The organism is Eubacterium pyruvativorans, assembly GCF_900102225.1.
In the GTDB taxonomy this organism is placed as follows: domain Bacteria; phylum Bacillota; class Clostridia; order Peptostreptococcales; family Anaerovoracaceae; genus Aminicella; species Aminicella pyruvativorans.
Window position 1 is genome coordinate 88,571 of the sequence record NZ_FNBF01000006.1, and the last position, 18,437, is coordinate 107,007.

General features: G+C 54.7%; 13 protein-coding genes and 1 pseudogene. 1 reads left to right on the forward strand and 13 read right to left on the reverse strand.

Annotated elements, in window-relative coordinates:
• Positions 1–57 precede the first annotated feature (57 nt).
• The 12 genes from BLQ24_RS03765 to BLQ24_RS03820 form a co-directional block, all read right to left on the reverse strand.
• Entirely contained in the window at positions 58–1,521 is a 1,464-nt protein-coding gene (locus BLQ24_RS03765; RefSeq protein ID WP_090162816.1) for an alanine/glycine:cation symporter family protein, read from the reverse strand.
• 258 nt (positions 1,522–1,779) lie between these two features.
• Positions 1,780–3,132: an alanine/glycine:cation symporter family protein gene (locus BLQ24_RS03770; RefSeq protein ID WP_090162818.1), complete on the reverse strand. Its 1,353-nt coding sequence runs from the start codon at positions 3,130–3,132 to the stop codon at positions 1,780–1,782.
• Positions 3,133–3,145: 13 nt separating this feature from the next.
• The gene (locus tag BLQ24_RS03775; protein ID WP_173558218.1) at positions 3,146–3,799 is read right to left on the reverse strand and encodes an SGNH/GDSL hydrolase family protein; all 654 of its coding nucleotides are present in this window, start codon (positions 3,797–3,799) and stop codon (positions 3,146–3,148) included.
• A 63-nt stretch (positions 3,800–3,862) separates the two neighbouring features.
• Positions 3,863–4,330, reverse strand: coding sequence for a hypothetical protein (locus tag BLQ24_RS03780; RefSeq protein WP_173327752.1), 468 nt, complete (start codon positions 4,328–4,330; stop codon positions 3,863–3,865).
• Positions 4,331–4,374: 44 nt separating this feature from the next.
• A complete protein-coding gene (locus BLQ24_RS03785) occupies positions 4,375–5,205 on the reverse strand; it encodes a DUF3100 domain-containing protein (RefSeq protein ID WP_090162821.1) in 831 nt (276 codons plus the stop codon).
• A 3-nt stretch (positions 5,206–5,208) separates the two neighbouring features.
• A complete protein-coding gene (locus BLQ24_RS03790; RefSeq protein ID WP_090162823.1) occupies positions 5,209–6,411 on the reverse strand; it encodes a M20 metallopeptidase family protein in 1,203 nt (400 codons plus the stop codon).
• A gap of 290 nt (positions 6,412–6,701) precedes the next feature.
• Positions 6,702–7,958, reverse strand: coding sequence for a serine hydroxymethyltransferase (locus BLQ24_RS03795; RefSeq protein ID WP_090162825.1), 1,257 nt, complete (start codon positions 7,956–7,958; stop codon positions 6,702–6,704).
• Positions 7,959–8,109: 151 nt separating this feature from the next.
• Positions 8,110–8,799: a response regulator transcription factor gene (locus BLQ24_RS03800; RefSeq protein WP_090162827.1), complete on the reverse strand. Its 690-nt coding sequence runs from the start codon at positions 8,797–8,799 to the stop codon at positions 8,110–8,112.
• Positions 8,800–9,057: 258 nt separating this feature from the next.
• The gene (locus BLQ24_RS03805; RefSeq protein ID WP_090162829.1) at positions 9,058–10,398 is read right to left on the reverse strand and encodes a D-serine ammonia-lyase; all 1,341 of its coding nucleotides are present in this window, start codon (positions 10,396–10,398) and stop codon (positions 9,058–9,060) included.
• 87 nt (positions 10,399–10,485) lie between these two features.
• The gene (locus BLQ24_RS03810) at positions 10,486–13,341 is read right to left on the reverse strand and encodes a UPF0182 family membrane protein (RefSeq protein ID WP_090162830.1); all 2,856 of its coding nucleotides are present in this window, start codon (positions 13,339–13,341) and stop codon (positions 10,486–10,488) included.
• Positions 13,342–13,434: 93 nt separating this feature from the next.
• Complete coding sequence (locus tag BLQ24_RS03815; RefSeq protein ID WP_090162832.1) at positions 13,435–14,856, reverse strand: zinc ribbon domain-containing protein; 1,422 nt, start codon at positions 14,854–14,856, stop codon at positions 13,435–13,437.
• A 28-nt stretch (positions 14,857–14,884) separates the two neighbouring features.
• Positions 14,885–16,636: a hypothetical protein gene (locus tag BLQ24_RS03820; protein ID WP_143004245.1), complete on the reverse strand. Its 1,752-nt coding sequence runs from the start codon at positions 16,634–16,636 to the stop codon at positions 14,885–14,887.
• Between the two features lie 238 nt (positions 16,637–16,874).
• On the opposite strand from BLQ24_RS03820, the gene BLQ24_RS03825 reads away from it, so the two are divergent.
• Complete coding sequence (locus tag BLQ24_RS03825; RefSeq protein WP_090162835.1) at positions 16,875–17,840, forward strand: AEC family transporter; 966 nt, start codon at positions 16,875–16,877, stop codon at positions 17,838–17,840.
• Positions 17,841–18,251: 411 nt separating this feature from the next.
• On the opposite strand, the pseudogene BLQ24_RS10045 reads toward BLQ24_RS03825, so the two are convergent.
• A pseudogene (locus BLQ24_RS10045) lies at positions 18,252–18,437 on the reverse strand (hypothetical protein); the annotation flags it as partial.

Consider the following 18,437-nt stretch of genomic DNA (forward strand, 5'->3'; position numbering starts at 1 on the left):
GTCCGTTCCTGCACGCAAAAACGGGGCTGACCCGCAGCCCCGTTGAAATTACCCGATCTAATCCAGATGATACTCTTTTCTCTTCTTTGCATACTCGTCCCAGACGCCATCCGGATCGTCAATGCCGAACACTTCCGGGTCAAACATCGGATCCACACCCGCTTTCCTCTGTTTTTCATAATCCCGCAGAATCTTTACCGCCTTGTTGGACAGCAGCAGAATCGCAATGATGTTGCACCATGCCATTCCGCCGCAGCCGATATCGCCCATACTCCAGACGACCTGACTGTTCACAACAACTCCGGCATAGCAGGAAACCAGGAAGACGCAGCGAAAAACATAAGTCCAGGCCTTGTTTTCCTTCGACAGGTAACGGACATTGGACTCCGCCTGGTAGTAGTATCCCATCAGACTGGTGAACACAAACAGGATGATAATTACCGCCAGCAGTTTTCCGACCCAGGCTCCCAGCGAACGCATCAGCGCAGTCTGTGTCCACAGCACGCCGTATGTGATGTTCGGCACATTTGCGGTGATCAATTTACCCCCTGCGTCCGCCACGTTATACGTTCCGGTCAGCAGGATGATAAATGCGGTGCAGGAACACACCAGCAGCGTATCAATATATACGGATCCGGCCTGAACCAGTCCCTGTTTCGCCGGATGACTGCACTCTGCAGAGGCGGAAATGATTGCACCGGAACCCTGACCGGCTTCATTGGAATACACGCCGCGCTTCACGCCCCAGGCAATCGTGCTTCCCATGATCCCCGCATAGATTGATTTCGCACCGAATGCGGACTGGAAGATCAGGGCGATGACGCCCGGCAGTCTGCGAATATTGAGTACAATGATGACAATGGCCAGCACCAGATAAATCACACACATGACCGGTGCCAACAGCTCTGCCACACGGCTGATCCGCTTCACGCCGCCGAATGTCACCAGAGCGACCAGGATGACACATGCCACACCGATGACCCAGTACGGAATGTGCCACGCATTGTCGAAGGTGGCAGCGATGGACTGGACCTGCACCCCCGGCATCAGGAGTCCCGGTCCCAGAATGGTCGCACAGGCGAAAACCACTGCCAGCGGTTTCAGATGCAGTCCCCGGTCCATGAAATGGGCAGGGCCGCCCACGTACACTCCTTCATGGATTCTCTTGTAAGCCTGTGCCAGAGCAGTCTCGGAAAATGCGGAGCCTGCTCCGATCAGTGCAATCGCCCACATCCAGAACACAGCACCCGGACCGCCGAAGTAAATCGCCGTCGCAACCCCTGCTACATTCCCCATACCGACCCGGGAGCCTACCGTCGCCGCAAATGACTGAAACGGGGTAATTCCCTTGTCGGTATCCGGTTTTGCCACAATGAGCCGCCCCATCTCCCGGAACAGCCGGAACTGAGGAAACTTCATTCGGATCGAGAAAAAGATGCCTGCACACAGGCACAGAATCACCAGCGCATTGCTCCAGATGATCCCGTTGATCGTATTAATAACGGTATTAAAGGTTTCCATTCTGTTCTCCTTCCCTCTCGTTTCTGCTCACTTATGAAAATCCCGTTTTTTCTCCTGCGCAGAACTCAGACAGAAAATTACCTTACCGATAATTTATCCGAATTTTTTCACTTCAGATATACTCTGATCCCGCATCTTATGTATGTAATTTGATTATTTCTCCGGTTTTCCCCGTCAAATTCATGCAATACCGTCCGCAGAAATCGCTTGCGGATTTCCGTGGACGGTATTGGATTGCCTGGCATCCCAGTATCTGTGTTATTGTTTATCCCCTTTCGAAAAGTGTTCCTTCGTCAGTTTCATGGCCGCACCGGCAAACACCCAGAGGGACAACAGGTTCGGAAGGGCCATAATGCCATTTACCGTGTCCGCCAGATTCCACACAACAGTAATATTGATGATCGCTCCGAGGAATGCGAAGACACACCATATCACCCGGAACGGCTTGACCACACTGCTGCCGAGCAGGAATGACACACCGGTCTCCGCATACCAGGACCAGCCCAGCAGAGTCGAATAGGAGAACAATACCGTGGCCACGATAACAACAATATGTCCCCAGTTCCCCGGAAGTCCCAGCCGGAACGCTTCTGCGCTCAGCGCCGCAGAAGTTGCGCCGGAATGCCAAACACCCGTTGTTATGATGACCAGCGCAGTGGCAGTACATACCACGATCGTATCGAAGAACACTTCGAGAATGCCGAACAGTCCCTGTTCACACGGATTTTTTGCCGATGTCGTCGAATGGATCATGGCTGAGGAACCAATTCCCGCCTCATTGCTCATAATGCCCCGGGAAACGCCCATCCTGACTGCGAATGCGATGGACGCTCCGGAAAAACCGCCTACTGCCGCCTGTCCGTTAAACGCTGCCGAGAAAATCAGTCCGAACGCAGGGATAATGCGATTTCCGTGAAGAATCAGGATGACGATACAGCCTGCCACATAGATCAATCCCATCACCGGCGTCAGCACAGAGGTAACCCTTCCAAGTCTCTTAATACCCCCGAGTATAATCACACCTGTCAGTACTGCAAATAGAATGCCTACAGTCCATCCAGGAACGTGATACCTGCTGAGAGAAGAGACAACCGTATTGGTCTGCAGCATATTACAGCTCACCAGTCCCACAAACACTGCTGCGAAAGCGAATATTCCCCCCAGCACTTTCGCCAGATACGGATGGGATTTCATTCCGTTTTTCCAGATATACATGCAGCCGCCGTGCCACTGGCCGGTTTCATCCTGCTCTCTGAACTTCATTGCCAGTACGATTTCCGTGTATTTCGTCGCCATCCCCAGGATCGCCGCAACCCACATCCAGAAAATCGCACCCGGTCCTCCGGTGGCAATCGCCGCCGCCACCCCTGCAATGTTTCCGACACCAATACAGCTGGAAAGCGCAGAAGCTAATGCCCAGAACGGCCGGATTTCTCCCTCACCGCTGGTTTTCGTCCGAAACATCGACCGAAAAGCCAGCCCTATTTTCCGAAACTGAATGCCCCTCGTTCGAATTGTCAGGTACAGACCCGTACCAAAATAGACCGCCAGCATGTACGGACCGAACAGGACACCGGTGATGGACGTCAGAACCGTATTTATTCCTTCCATCTGTCACACCTCCTCACTTCGAAACATTCCTCAGTATCTTCTGTACTACCGGGCACAGCGCTCCCGCCAGAGCAGCATGCGCATCAGAATTCATATGCACCCCGTCCGCCGGATCTGCACAGACAGCACTTTCTGCATCAAAGAAGGATATGCCTTCCAGATCCGCAATTCGTTTGATCTGCTGACTTAACCCCCTGGATTTTTCCACACAGGACGCTCCCATTTCCTGGCCGATGAAATTATCCATGACCGTTTCTAAAATACGGACAGGGGACACCAGCAGTACGGCGGGCGCTTTTCCGTCCGCCCCGCAGCCCGAATGCAGGATTTCCTCCACCAGTCTTTTCATCGCTTCTCCGACATTGTATGCATTCATGCCGAACCGCTCATGAAGATCATTGGTTCCCAGCATCACAATCACCAGATCCAGCGGCTTATGACTGGCCAGACACGGCGGAAGATATGCCAGCCCGCTTTTGTATCCCTTCACCGGATCATCGAACACGGTTGTTCTGCTGTTCAACCCTTCTTCTATTACATGGCAGTCATCACCCAGCAGATCCTGAAGCCGTCCTGTCCACCGGGTTTTCCAGTCGTAGCGCTCTCCGCCTTTGCCAGGGATATATCCCCAGGTGTTGGAGTCGCCGTAGCATAATACATTTTTCATCCGCACCACCTCCCCACTCTTCTGCACATCTCGCACTTCAGACCTCATCCCGGAACGGGAATCCTAAATGATTCCCATTCCTTCCAGCAGTCCCCATGCAATCAAGGCCGATCCGACGAAAGTTCCGACCATGACACAGAGCGTAACCACAACGCCCCGCCAGCCGATTTTTTTGAATTCCACCCAGTCCTTTCCGATATTCACCCCTGCGAAGGCCAGCACCGGCGTCGCCAGCGGAAGCAAACCGATCTGACCCACATACTCATTCACGACCGTCGCCGTCGGGCTTCCCTGAACGGCCGCCAGAATACCAATGATGGTGATCCAGATAACGCCCGGGATCGGAGTGATATCCCCCAGAAACATCCCGGCAACCGCTATCACCAGCAGAATCAGCATCCCCGGAATCGCCTTCGAAAACTGAATTGCAAATCCGCTGGTGATCCAGTTTCCGACTAACGCAATGGCTGCGGTAATCAACATGACCAGAAGCCCTTCCAGGAATTTATCCAGACTCATTTCTTTCTTCATACTGTTTTCCTCCTGATATCCCGTTCTATTATCCAAATGCCGCACTACTGCTTCCCGGACCTTCTCGACCGATAACGATCCAGCTTTTTGTACCACCAGTTACAGAGCGGCAGGCCGATCAGAATCGACATCAGAATGCCGTCTGCCGTCGAGAACGTGTTGCTCAAACCCGCCAGCGTGGAAATCATATTGTACTGTGCTGATCCCTCTTCAAACATTGCCAGAAGCGGTGCACTGGACGCCGCCATCATACTGCCGGATCCCACCCCGCAGGCCATGGCCAGGGCATACACGTGAATCGGCGTGAATGCCGCCAGAAACGATACGAGAAGATTCATGAAAATAGTCCCGATGACTGTTCCGACCGTATATGTCGTCAGCACTCCCCGGCCTTCCGGTGAATCCAGTCCGTATTTCTGTGCAATCAGCCCCACATTCGGCTCTCTTGCAATCGAATGGGTCATACCGACGGCTTCCCTCTTGAATCCCAGCAGGACTGCAACCGGCAGTGCAACGAGGATCGTGCCCAGATTGCCGAATTCCTGTGCGATGAGCGGGACCACATATCCGCTCTTCGCAATCACGATGATCGCCGCACCGGAGTTCACGGCAACTTTTGCAATAAAAACAGAGATGCCGATTACAACGAATGTATTCGCCTTATGACTCGACTCCACATCAATCCATTTAATCGGTTTGATCAGGAAGCACAGCAAACCCAGAACCATGGCATAGAGCAGCGGAAGAAACATGATATTTGCCTGCCCCACAGGGATGGTGATGATGTTGATCTTCTCACTGATGCAAACGATAACGAAGCAAGTCAGTACCAATGGCCAGGACTGCAGGACTTTCTTAGTGTTTTCAAATTTCATGCATCACGCCTCCTCTGATTTCAGATATTCAATTGCCTTAAATACCGACATACTGTACAGGCCGCCGCCGATCTTCAGACATGCCGGATCGAATTGGAATTTCGGACTGTGCCAGGAATAGACGCAGTCTTTTTCCTCATTTCGTGTTCCCAGCCAGTAGAAGAAACAGTTGGCTCCGGCATCCTGGAAAACAGAGAAATCTTCTCCGCCGGTGGATGGAACCGGATCAACCGGCACAGCCACTTCGGAGGCCGCCGCCAGCCCCACAGGGTACAGTTCCTTCGCCCCTGTCACACTCAGTTCACGGATAAATTCCAGTTCTCCTTCACACTGATAGGCAGCTGCGGTATTTTCGATGATTTCACGCAGTCTCTTTTCGATAAGATCGATATCCTCTTCCCGAAAGGCCCTGACCGTTCCATACATTCTCACTTCATTCGGCGTCACATTATTCGTCGTTCCTTCTCCTGCACGCACATTGCAGATCGAAAGCACACAGGGATCAAACGGGCTGGTGTTCCGGCTGACAATCGTCTGCGCCGATAATATGATGGAAGCTGCACAGACAATCGGATCCACATTTCTCTGGGGAATCCCCCCATGTCCTCCGGCACCGGTAATCTTCATATTGATCCGATTCACCGCCGCCATCAATGGCCCGTTCTTTACGGCCACGGTCCCCGCCGGGATCTCCGGTGAGTTATGCAGACCAAATAATGCATCCACATGCGGGTTCTCCAGACATCCCTGTTTCACCATCAACTTCGCCCCCAGATTTAATTCTTCAGCAGGCTGGAAGAGGAACTTGACACTGCCGTGTATTTCCTCTCTCATGGCAGAGAGGATTCGTGCTGCTGCCAGAAGAGAACCTGTGTGGGAGTCGTGACCGCAGGCATGCATTACCCCCTCATTGAGAGACGGGAAGGGACAGCCGGACTGTTCCTTCACCGGCAAAGCATCAATGTCCGCTCTCAGGCCAATACAGGGACCGTCCGCTGCGCCGCGAAGCAGACCTACTGCACCGGTTTCAAGACCATAATCCAACAGTTCAATGTCCAACTCCTGAAGTCTTTTTTTGATCAATTCTGTCGTATTATGCTCTTGAAAACTTAATTCCGGATGCTGGTGAATATACTTAAAATCCTCGATGACCGCTGTTTCTGTCTCATCCATCAGTTTTCGAACACGATCTCCGATATCTCCCATCCGCTGCACCTCCTTTTTCCTTTGCGGTTGCTTTTCAATAACGGTTTGATTGAATTATAGTTTTTCCAAAGAATATGGATAATTCTGCATTTTATCCCCCTTTAGAACGTTATTGATGCATACAGAAGCAGAGCAGGTCAAAATACGGGAGACACCTATACAGAAAGATCCCCGCCCGTATGCTCACTTCCCGGGCGGGGATCTCTCCTCTGACTCTATATTGGTGAATTATTCAGGCGGTCATATTCTCCAGCCTCTGCTTCGAGTACACAGAATTTGCTCGGCGGAATTTAATCGTCGAAACTGCCTTCCGGATACAGCGGGAATTTCGCAATCATTTCCTGTGCTTCCGCCCGGCAGCGGGCCAGAACCTCCTCATTCTCCGGTTCTCTCGCCACCCGCGCCATGATGTCGGCGATCAGCTTGATCTCCGGTTCTCCCAGACCTCTCTGGGATACCGAAGTCAGACCAATCCGGATGCCACTGGTTACAAACGGTGATGCAGGATCGAACGGAATCTGGTTCTTGTTTACTGTGATGCCGATGTTGTCCAGTGCATTCTGCATCACCTTTCCCGTCACATTCATCGGCCTGAGATCTAAGAGAACCAGGTGATTGTCTGTTCCTCCGCTGACGCAGCGGAATCCCTTCTTTTCCAGTTCCGCCGCAAGGCACTTCGCATTATCCAGAACCCGCTGCATGATCTGCCGGAATTCCTCGGACTGCGCATACTTGAAGGACCAGCATTTCGCCGCCATGGTCTGGAACTGCAGGGATCCCAGGGAGCCCGGAAAAGTCCCTTTGTCCAGCATTTTTGCGTATTTCTCTTTGCAGAACACCATTCCCGAACGCGCACTGCAGAAAGTCTTTGTCGTCGATGAAGATACGAAGTCCGCATACGGAATCGGGCTCGGAATAACTTTCGCCGCAACAAGTCCCGCAATATGGGCCATATCAACCATCAGATATGCCCCCACACCATGAGCAATCTCCGCCATTCTTTCATAATCGATCAGTCTCGGATAGGAAGACGCACCGGCGATAATCAGCTTCGGCCGGAACTGCTTCGCATGCTCCGCCAGAGCATCGTAATCAATCTGCTCTGTTTCCGGATCCACCCCGTAGAACTCATGATGATAGAATTTCGACATCCAGTTCGCCGGGGATCCGTGGGTCAGATGACCGCCCTGATCCAGACGCATGGACAGAATCTTGTCTCCCGGCTCCAGCACCGAGGCGAAGACGCTGTAGTTCGCAGTGGATCCCGAGTAGGACTGAATATTGACATGTTCTGCACCGAATAATTCTTTCGCCCGGGCCCACGCCAGTTCCTCCACCTTGTCGGCAACTTCCGACCCGGCCTGGAATCGTTTTCCCGGGTAACCCTCCAGTGTCTTGTTCGTAAACACCGAACCGCTCAGCTCCATCACTTCCAGCGGGGCAGTACTTTCCGAAGCGATCATCTCGATGTTGTGTTCCTGCCGTTCCAATTCCTCACAGACAAGTTCATAGACTTCCGGATCTGACTTTCTCGTATTTTTCAGCATTTCCAACCTACCCTTTCTCTCGGGAGCAGACCTCTGTCCCCCGTCTCAGCAATACTCCTTCCGGGATTTTCATTTCTGAACTGTCCCCATCGTATCACCGGGCAGACTGCGGGGCTATTCACGCAATTGCGCTGGAATATACCGATCTTGACTATCCCCTGTTCCCTTTCCGGCTGCAGTATGCTGCCGGTGTGGTTTCTGTCAGCTTCCGGAAATGCTTATAAAAATTGTTCAGGCTGTGATACCCTACGGCTTCCGATACGTTTTTCACACTCATTCCCTTGTCCAGCAGCACTTTCGCACTGTCAATCCGGACACGGTTAACATAGTTGATGACGCTTTCCCCCATATACTTCTTGAACAGCCGGGCAATATGGCTGGATGTCAGGAAGAACTGCTCCGACAGATCGGTGAGGGAAATATCCTCCGCATAGTGATGATTGATATATTCCACAATATCGTTGACGGTGTCATTCGCCGTAAAATTCCAGCCCACCACCCGGGACACAGATTGCTTCAGCTGCTCGTAATCAATCGGTTTCAACAGAATATCCATCGCACCGAGCCGGAGAGCCCGCTGTGCATAATCAAATGTGTCAAATGCGGTGACAATGATATACTTCGTGTCCGGCTGATCCCGCATCACTTCAAACCCGTTCTTCATCGGCATCTGAATATCCAGGAAAACCAGATCCGGCTGATACTTCCGGATCAGTTCCTCTGCGATGATTCCGTTGTCTGCAGTTCCCACAATATCCAGCGGAAGATCCCCTTTTTTCACAAAATACCGGATGATTTCAGCGACCATCGGCTCATCATCCACGATTATTGTTTTGATCATGTTATCCTACCCCTGCCCCCGTCAGCAGATCCTCACAACGATTCTCTTTCCTGTAGTCTACCGTAACCCTTTTCGCGGGACCATGTTGATTCTCGGCAAAACATTGACCGATTTTGATATCCTGTACAATCCAGCCACATAAAAAAACTTTCCGCAGCTTTTCTGATGCCGCGGAAAGTTTTCCTGCTGTGTATTCGAATGATGTCATCCCGGCTGATTCTGGTACATACCGGGGCGGAGCGTCCGCCCCGGCACAAACTACAGATACGTTTCCATATACTTCTTCCGGACCTCCGGGGGAACCAGCGCCCCGCCGGTCGCCCAGCCGATGTGGACGGCCTGCTTCATCTTCTCCAGCAGCCCGTTTTCCCGTAGATACGCTGCGGTCTCCGGCGCCCGGGTCAGCTTCTCCGGTCCGATGAATAATGCACAGGAAGAAGGCTCAATGAAGATATCTTCGGTCTCCATGAGATCCCGCATATACTCATATAACTTTCCATCTTCCACCGTGAACGCCCCGCTCAGCAGCGGATCCATCACACTGCCTACGAACCCGGACGGCCGGCCCACCGCCAGACCGTCGGCCTCCGTCATCCCGGTGAGCCCCACGTCGGTCACCGCAATGCCGTTCTGCAGGCCCGTAGCCATCCCGAGGGTCATGCACGGCGCCTGGGTCGGTTCCACGAAGAAGCAGTGAACGTCATCCCCGAACAGCTGCTTCAAACCGAACGTCACGCCGCCCGGGGCGCCGCCCACCCCGCACGGAATATAGACAAACAGCGGATGCGCAGCGTCCACAGTGATTCCCTGCTCATCCAGCTGGGCCTTCAGACGCTCCGCCGCCACCGCATAACCCAGGAACAGATTCTGAGAATTCTCGTCATCCACGAAATAGGACATCGGATCCGCATCCGACTCCTTCCGCCCGTTCTGCACCGCCACGCTGTAATCGTTCTCGTATTCCTTCACGATGACGCCTTTCGAACGGAGCAGATCCTTCTTCCACTGCCGGGCATCTGCCGACATGTGAACGATGACCTGAAATCCCACCGCCGCACTCATGATACCAATGGACAGCCCCAGATTACCGGTGGAGCCCACCTGCACCTTGTACCGGGAAAAGAATTCCATCGCCTCCCCGGACGCCAGTTTCTCGTAGGAATCCCCCGGTTTCAGGAGACCATGCTCCAGGGCCAGATCTTCAGCGTGCTTCAGCACTTCATATATGCCGCCCCGGGCCTTCACGGACCCGGCCACCGCCAGATCGCTGTCCCGCTTCAGCAGCAGCCGGCCCCCGAGATCTGCGCCGTACTTTTCCTGAAGACGCCTCTGCATCTGCGGAATCGGCGTGAGCGCCGACTCGATGAGGCCATGCCGGGGTGCCGTCTCGGGGAACTTCTTCATGATGAACGGAGCGAAGCGGTCCAGCCGGTCCGCCGCATCCTTCACATCAGCCATGGACAAAGGGAGACTGTCCTGAACGTCCGCAAACCGGGGCGCCTTCTTCGGGTTGACCCAGACGACTTCCTCCCCGGCTGCAATCTGTTTCACCACCGGCGCCTTCTCCGCCAGTGCATTGACATCGAACTGATTGTCCATTTCACACCTCCTGTAACACAAATATATCATACACGTTCCCCGGAAAACAGGATTCTCCGCAAGATGCGTTTCCTTCCCGGATCTTCGCTATTTCTTGACACTGTTCAGGGCCTCTTCCAGAGCATCCATCTGTTTTCCGTATTCGCTCCAGTTTCCGTCCTTCAGGGCATCCTGCGCCGCATTGTATGCTTTCTGGGCATCCCGGATATAGTCCATGGTGGTCTTGGTTTCCCCGGAACGGCTTTCTTTCCCGTCGTCCTTGGCATTTTCCTCCGTAGTCGTGCCGCCGGTGCTGCCAAACAGAGATTCCAGTGCATCTCCCAGAGTGGACTCGTAGGCGATCCGGTCACCATAGACCACGATCACCCGCTTCACTTCCGGAATGGCCGAATTGGACGCTTCCAGATAGACCGGCTCCACATACAGCAGGGAATCCTCCACCGGAATCACGAACAGATTGCCCCGGCTGTACTGGGATCCGGAGGAACTCCACAGCGAGAAGTCCTGGGAAATCTTCGTATTCTGGTCGATCTGGGCCTCCACCTGCATCGGTCCGTAGACGGTCTTGGACTTCGGGAACTGGTACAGAATCAGTTTCCCGTAATGATCCCCGTCGTTCCGTGCGATCAGGAGCGCCGTCATATTCTGCTTCGACTTCGGTGTGAACGGAACAGAATTGATGAACTCGGCCTTCTTCTCTCCCGGCAGTTTCACAATGAAGTAGTTCGGCGTCATGGCCGTCTGCTTCGTGCCGTAGATTTCGTTGGCGATGTCCCAGCGGTCCTCATCCTGATAGAAGACCTTCACATTATTCATGTGATACTTACTGTAGATCCGGGCCTGAATCGTGAACATATCATTCGGATACCGGATGTGGGACCGGAGTTCCTTCGGCATCTGATCGAAATCTTTGAACAGTTTCGGGTAGATCTTCTGGTATGTCCGGGCAATCGGCTCATCCTGGTCCACGATGTAGTAATTCACATCTCCGTTATAGGCATCCACCACAACTTTCACGGAATTCCGGATATAGTTGCTGGTACCCACTTCATCACTGTACGGCTCCGAATACGGATACAGCGAGCTGGTTGCATACGCATCCACGATCCAGTAGATCCGTCCGTTCACCGTCACAGCATACGGGTCGTCGTCATACTTCAGATACGGCATGATGGTCTTCACCCGTTTCTCGATATTCCGGTTGATCATGATCCGGGACTGACTGTTCAGGTTGGTGGAGACCAGCAGCTTCAAGCTGTGTTCCCTGAGTGCGAACATGATCCGGGCGAACGGATTCAGGCGGATGCCTGCTTTCCCGGTGTATTTCGTGTAACGGTTCCGGCTGCCGTCCGGGTAATCGAATTCGTCTTCCTTCGTGTCCACCAGGGTATAATCATTCGTCATCTCGCCGAAATAGATTTCCGGACGGCTGATCTGAATGCTCTTCGTAGAGGATTCCGGCGGAATGTTCTTCACCAGAACATCCGGCTGGCCGCTGGCCGTCACGGCATTCACCTGGGACAGGGTCACGCCGTATCCGTGGGTGTACTTCAGATGATGATTCAGCCATGTCCCGCTGATCTTCGACTCGTCAATCTCCCGTGGCGACAGATAAGTCTGGGTCAGCTTGCCGTTAATCTGGTAGCGGTCCACATCCACGTCATTGAATGTGTAATACTGACGGATACTCTGTGTCTGGTTGTAGAACGTTTTCACCGGGTCGTAGTCGTTGATCCGGACATTGGTGAACGTCTGCTCGTTTTTCGAGATATCCGCAGAAGTCAGATTTTCGTCGGCCGGGAACCGGTCCACCTTCACGTGGTCCAGATCATAGGCAAACTGTGTATATTTAATATTCCGGGAAAGATATGCCGATTCCTTGTTCAGTTCGTCCGGAGACACGATCAGGTTCTGGACGCCCACCGCCACAAGGCTGCCGGCCAGTCCCACTGCCATCAGGACCACCGGTACCCGGACCAGTTTCTTGAACTCCCGCTTGTGAATATGATGCACCACCGTAAACGCACCGGCGAGGCAGATCAGCACCAGCAGACGGTACAGCCACAGCCGGACATTCACGTCCACGAATCCGGCGCCGTAGACTGCTCCGGTATGATCATGGAGCAGATCAAACTGCCGGAAAAAGAACTCCAGCGCCAGCATGAGGTAGAAGATCACGCCCAGGGTAATCAGCTGTGCAGAAGCGATGGAACCGAGACCGATCACATTGTCCCGATCGAACCGGCGCCCCCGCTTTTTGCCGAACCGCTCCCGGACCTCCTGGGAAGCCTGCCCCAGCGGAGTTTCCCAGAATGCGCCCTCCGGACCGGTACTCTCCTGTCCCGGCGGCACCGCCGTATAGTCCCGCTCGAAGACATCCGGACTGTGCAGTTTGATCAAGACGCCGTAATACAGCAGGGTCATGAGAATGAAGATCAGAATGACGCTGATCAGCAGCCCGTTCAGGTCCTTCAGGAAGGTCAGGCGGAACAGGTAGAAGGAAATGTCCAGATGGAATATCGGATCCTTCGTTTCCACCTTCGTGCTGTTCAGGAACTGAAGGAGATTGAACCACAGTTTTTCCACCGCATACAGCGAAATGACAGCACCGAAGATGACAGCGATGATCCGGGTAATCCGGGTCAGTCTCTTCAGATCCGTCTCCTCGTGGGATTCGATTTTTTCAAAATATCGTTTCTTCAGGTGCCGCAGATACAGATCAATCAGCAGGGACACCGCAATGAACAGCGGAATCCCGATCTGAAGCTGGGTAATCAGTTTCTTGAAAAATACACTGACGTAACCCATCTCCCGGAACCACATCCAGTCCGTGATAAATGTGGTCAGCGCTGCGAACAGGCCCAGGATCAACAGCAGAACGACAAGCACGATGCCCCATCGGGACCCTCCCCGGGGCTTTCGCCCGACTTTCACAACCTTCATCTTGCAACCTCCTTCACAAATAAAGGACCGGTCAGTATTCACTTCTGACCGGTCCCTCCATTCCGTTCGTATGTACCGGTATTTCCGTGCCGGCTATCCTGTTATGCCGCTGATCAGATCGAAGATCTTATCATAAAATGCCTGAATCTGCAGGCCGAAAGCGCTGTTCGGTGCGAACTGCTTCACACAGATCACAACGACCTCGAAAAGAATGATCAGCAGTACGATGATACCGATGACCGTCAGAACCGGATGCTTCCGCTTCGGCGGCTCCGGCTTGTTGTCATCCGAGAAAATATCGTTGAAATCCTTCCGGCGCGCTTCTGGTTCGTGCGGCTTCGACGTCACGCCGCCCCGGGAAACCGGTGTCTCCGCCTGCTCCCGCTCCGGCGCCTGTGCCGGTTTCACCGGTGTTTCTTCCCGCTTCGCCGGCGATCCGGCAGAAACTGCCGCCGGCAATTCTTCCGTTTCCGCCGGCCGGTCTTCCGGCGCCGCCTGGGTTTCCGCCGCTTCCTGTCCGGCTGTCATTTCCGCTTCCGGCTCAGCGTCCGGCTCTTCCGTTTCCGCAGGCCGGGCTTCCGCCGGTGCCGCCTGGGTTTCCGCCGCTTCCTGTCCGGCCGTCACTTCCGCTTTCGGCTCAGCGTCCGGTTCTTCCGTTTCCGCCGGACGGGCTTTCGCCGGTGCCGTCTGGGTTCCCTCCGCTTCCGGCACTTCTGCTTCTTCCGCCGAAATACCCTCCGCAGGAAGACTCTCCGCCGAACCGGCCGGGGCCGCCGGCGCACTTTCGTCTGCCTTCTTCGCCGAATCCACCAGACCCATCAGCTTATCCAGATCCTGCTGAATTGAAGACTGGTGCGCCTCTGCAATTCTGCGGGTTTCCTGCCGTTCCCGGACGTTATCATCATCCGCCAGTTTGGAATATTCCTTGTCCAGCAGATCCTGGAACGCCGCATTCTTCGTGCTGTAAGTGAAGAACTTATCGATCTTCTCTTCACTGTGTCTCGCATGGTCCGCATCGAATCCGTCTTCCTCTGCCGCCAGCTCTTCTCCGAGATGATCACTTTCCGGCGCCTCCGTGAAGGCCGCCTCTGCTTCGGCAGGCTTATCCTCCGGCTCCGGCCGGAAATCGATCACTTCTTCCTGCTCGACCGGCCGGCTGAAGTCGATGACATCCTCTTCCGGCTCCGGTTTCCGTTCCGGACGCTGGTTATCCCAGTGAAAATCCACTTCTTCCGTCCGGTGGCTTCCCTGGCTCGGGTATCCGTTCAGATCCCAGCTGAAATCATCAATGTTATATGTCTGACGGTTCTTCTTCCGTTCCTGATCTGCCTCATACAGACGAGAGGCCCGTTCCGAACTGATCCGCTCAGCTTCGACATCGAGTTTCGTCTGCGGCTGCGGCCGTTCCTGCCGCGGGGATGACGGCGTTTCCTCCACCTTCGTCCCGCAGTTGGAACAGAACCGGGCGCCCTCGCTCAGCTCCTGACCGCAGTTTCTACAATGTATCACTGACATGCTCTCCTCCAGATTTAACTACTCCTGACTATCGGATCTGTTCTCTCAGCTCCTCCAGTGTATAAGACTTCCCGTGCTTGTCCGTTGCACAGTCCCGCGCATCGTACTTCACAGCGGATGTCGTAATGGCAGACGTTCTGCCGGCCATGGCCGCAGCCGCTCTTCTGCCCGTTCTTTCCGTTCTCGGCTCCTGTCTGACAATTCCCTGTCCCGCAGCAAAACGTGTATCTGCCCGGAGGAACTCCGGATATTCGCTGTCTTCCGGTTTCTGCAGGAACTCCGGATACTGATCCTCCTTCGATTTCTGCAGGAACTCCGGATACTGATCCTCTTCCGACTTCTGCAGGAATCCCGGATACTGATCCTCCTCCGACTTCTGCAGGAATCCCAGATACCGATCATCCTCCGGCTTCCCGGCGGATTCCGGATACCGGTCCTCTTCGTAATTTCCTGCATTCGCCTTCACCCGGCCTGCCAGAACTCTTCCTGCCGCAGGTGTCTCCGGGAGTTCTTCCGCAGGAGCTTCCGTTTCTTCTGCCGCCTTCGGTGCTTCTGCTTCTGCCGGCGCCGCTTCTTCGCTCGCCGCTTCCGCCGCTTCGTTCTCATGACGCAGCGCTGCAGTCAGATTCACAGTCGGATCGATGAAACCTCTGGCCTTCGCCTCCGCTTCGATTTCGGCAAACAGAGCCTCCAGATCCTCCGCATTCCGACGGATCTGCGCTGCGGCATCCGCTGCTTCTGCCGTCTCTGGTTCCGGTGCTGTCTCTGTCCGGGCCGCCGCTGCCGGTACGGTTTCCGGCATTTCCGCAGGTTCTTCCGGTGCTTCCGTTACCTCCGGCACCTCTGCTTCCGCCGACGCTGCCGCTTCCGGCACTTCTGCCGGTACATTCTGCATTTCCGGCTCTTCCGCTTCCTGTACGGCTTCCGCTTCCTGATCAGGCTGCACAGTCACAGAGATCGTGTGCGGCGTTTCCGGCTGCCCGATTTCCTTCACTGTCCATTCCGGTTCCAGCGCCACCAGAATACCTTTCGGTGTCTCCGGCTGCTCCACCACTACCGGAACCAGCGGACGCTCCACCTGAGCCAGTGTGCCTGCCGGCGTCTGCGGCTGCACGAATGCCACCGGCACCAGCGGATGAGCAATCTGTATCCGCACCCCCGCCGGCACAGCCGGATGGGTCACACAGACAACGCGCATCGGACGCGGAACCCGAACCAGAAATCCTGCCGGCGTTTCCGGCTGCACAACGGCAACGATCCGGTAATCCTTCGGCACCAGTTCATGACGCTCCAGCTCACCGTCCCAGTAAATGACATCATTAAATTCATCCGGATGGAATTCTTCCGTCTCCGGAGCCTTCCCGGCCGGACGGTCCGAAGCCGCTTCCGCAGTCGCCGCTTCCGCAGCGATCTCCGGCACTTCCGGTTCCGGTCCGGCATCCTGGGCAGCCGCCTCCGGCATTCCACCCTGCTCACCCGCAGGAGCGCCGGCCATACCCGGCACCCGGTTATCCACATACACAGCTTTCAGCGGGGATTCTGCCTGCTTCTTCCGTTCCGGCTTACCCGGTCCGCCGCCCGCAGGGCCTCTCCCATCCTCCGGTTCCGGCCGGTTCACCTGATCCCGGATCTGATCCACTGACCCTCTGATATCGGACAGCATCTCATTCCGTTCCCGATTTCCCCGGACCACCTTCGAAAGGATGACCGCCAGCAGTATCACAGCAACCGCCGCCAGTCCGAGCAATATTAAGCTGTTAGTCGGAAATCCACCGTTCATCTCGTGATTTTCCCTCCCTCGGCTATCGATAACAATTCAGTTTATTATACAATAATCTCGTGCCGGGTGCAAACAAACCCGCCGACATTTCTGCCGCATCCATGCAGAAATGTCAGCGGGTTTTTGCACGCTGCAGTTTGAAAGCGTATAATGGATTCCATTGACAAAAAAATCCGAACGAACGTCCGTCTGATATTTTTTGTCCGGGAAGGATCCCCGGACAGACAAGGAGAACGACATGGCAGAAAACTTCATCACATGCATCAACACCACACTGCCGGCCTTCGTGCTGATCCTGCTGGGACTGGCACTGAGCAGGGCCGGACTGATGCCGGAGGACTTCACTGCGAAACTGAACCGCTTCGTCTTCCTTTTTCCGCTGCCGGTGATGGTGTTCTATGATCTGGCGTCCAAGAATTTCCGGGAGGCGTGGAACGGGCGGTTTGTGTTTTTTTGTTTCGCCGCCACCCTGCTCTCCATCGGCGGGATCACCCTGATCTCCGGCCCCCTCTGCCGCAAAGCACCGGAGGAACGGGGCGAATTCATTCAGGCGGCCTACCGCAGCAGCGCTGCCATTCTGGGTGTGATGCTGGCCGAAAATATGTACGGGGATGCGGGAATGATCCCGATGATGATTCTGGGAGCCGTCCCGCTGTACAACGCCTTCGCCGTGGTGGTTCTGATCGTGTACGGTCCGAAGGAAAACGAAAAAGATCAGGCGGTCAGTCATGATCTGCTCCGGCACACACTGCTGAACATCCTGAAGAACCCCCTGATCATCAGTATTTTTCTGGGCCTTGCCTGGTCTCTGTCCGGCACCCGTTTCCCTGTGATTGCCGACCGGACCCTTTCCAGCATCAGCGCTACCGCCACCCCCCTGGGCCTTCTGGCTCTGGGCGCTTCCATCCGGGCGGGCCGCATTCTTTCCCGTCTGAAACTGACGCTTATCGCTGTGTTCCTGAAGCTGGCGGGGCTGGGCATGATCTTCATCCCCGTCGCCGTCTGGCTGGGGTTCCGGAATGACACACTGCTGGCCGCCGTCATCATGTGCGGTTCTCCTACCACCGTCACTTCCTTCGTCATGGCGAAAGGCTTCGGCAATAACGGCGATCTTTCCGGTGCTGCGGTCCTCATTACCACGCTGCTGAGTTCTGTGACACTGACCGGCTGGCTGTTCCTGCTTCGCACGCTGGGATACCTGTAGTGCGGGGAGGTCGGCTGATTGGCGGGCATGGTGCGGACCGCGGGTGGACTGCGGGCGGACTGCAGGTGGACTGCGGGTGGACTGCAGGCGGACTGCGGGTGGACTGCAGGTGCTTTATCACATCAAACCGATAAAAGATTATACACCTATACATGAATGCTTCGCCTATTTTTTCCCGATCTATTTATGCATGGTGCGGAATGGACCCTTTCGGCCGATTTCGCATGTAATCCGGCGTACGCCAGTCAAGTCCTGATTTGTGTGTAAATTGCCTTTAGGCATCTTTGGATGCAGGGGATGCCCTGCATCCACTACCTGACCGCCGGCGCACCGGAGCGGGTCTGTCAAGGATGCAGAATGCACCTCGAAGAGGTTTCCTTGACAGAACTGCGACGATGTGCCAGCCAAAAGTCATGCCGCCAGAAGCGCGATCTGTTCTTCTGCTATTCTGACGAGCTTCTCCTTCGTGCCCGCCTCCTGCATCTTCCGGTAGTACTTCTGGCTGAAGATCGATTTTCGGGACTGCCTGATGCTGTTCTGCTCGATCAGTACCGCACCCATCAGGCGGATCAGAGAACCCGTATTCGGGAAAATTCC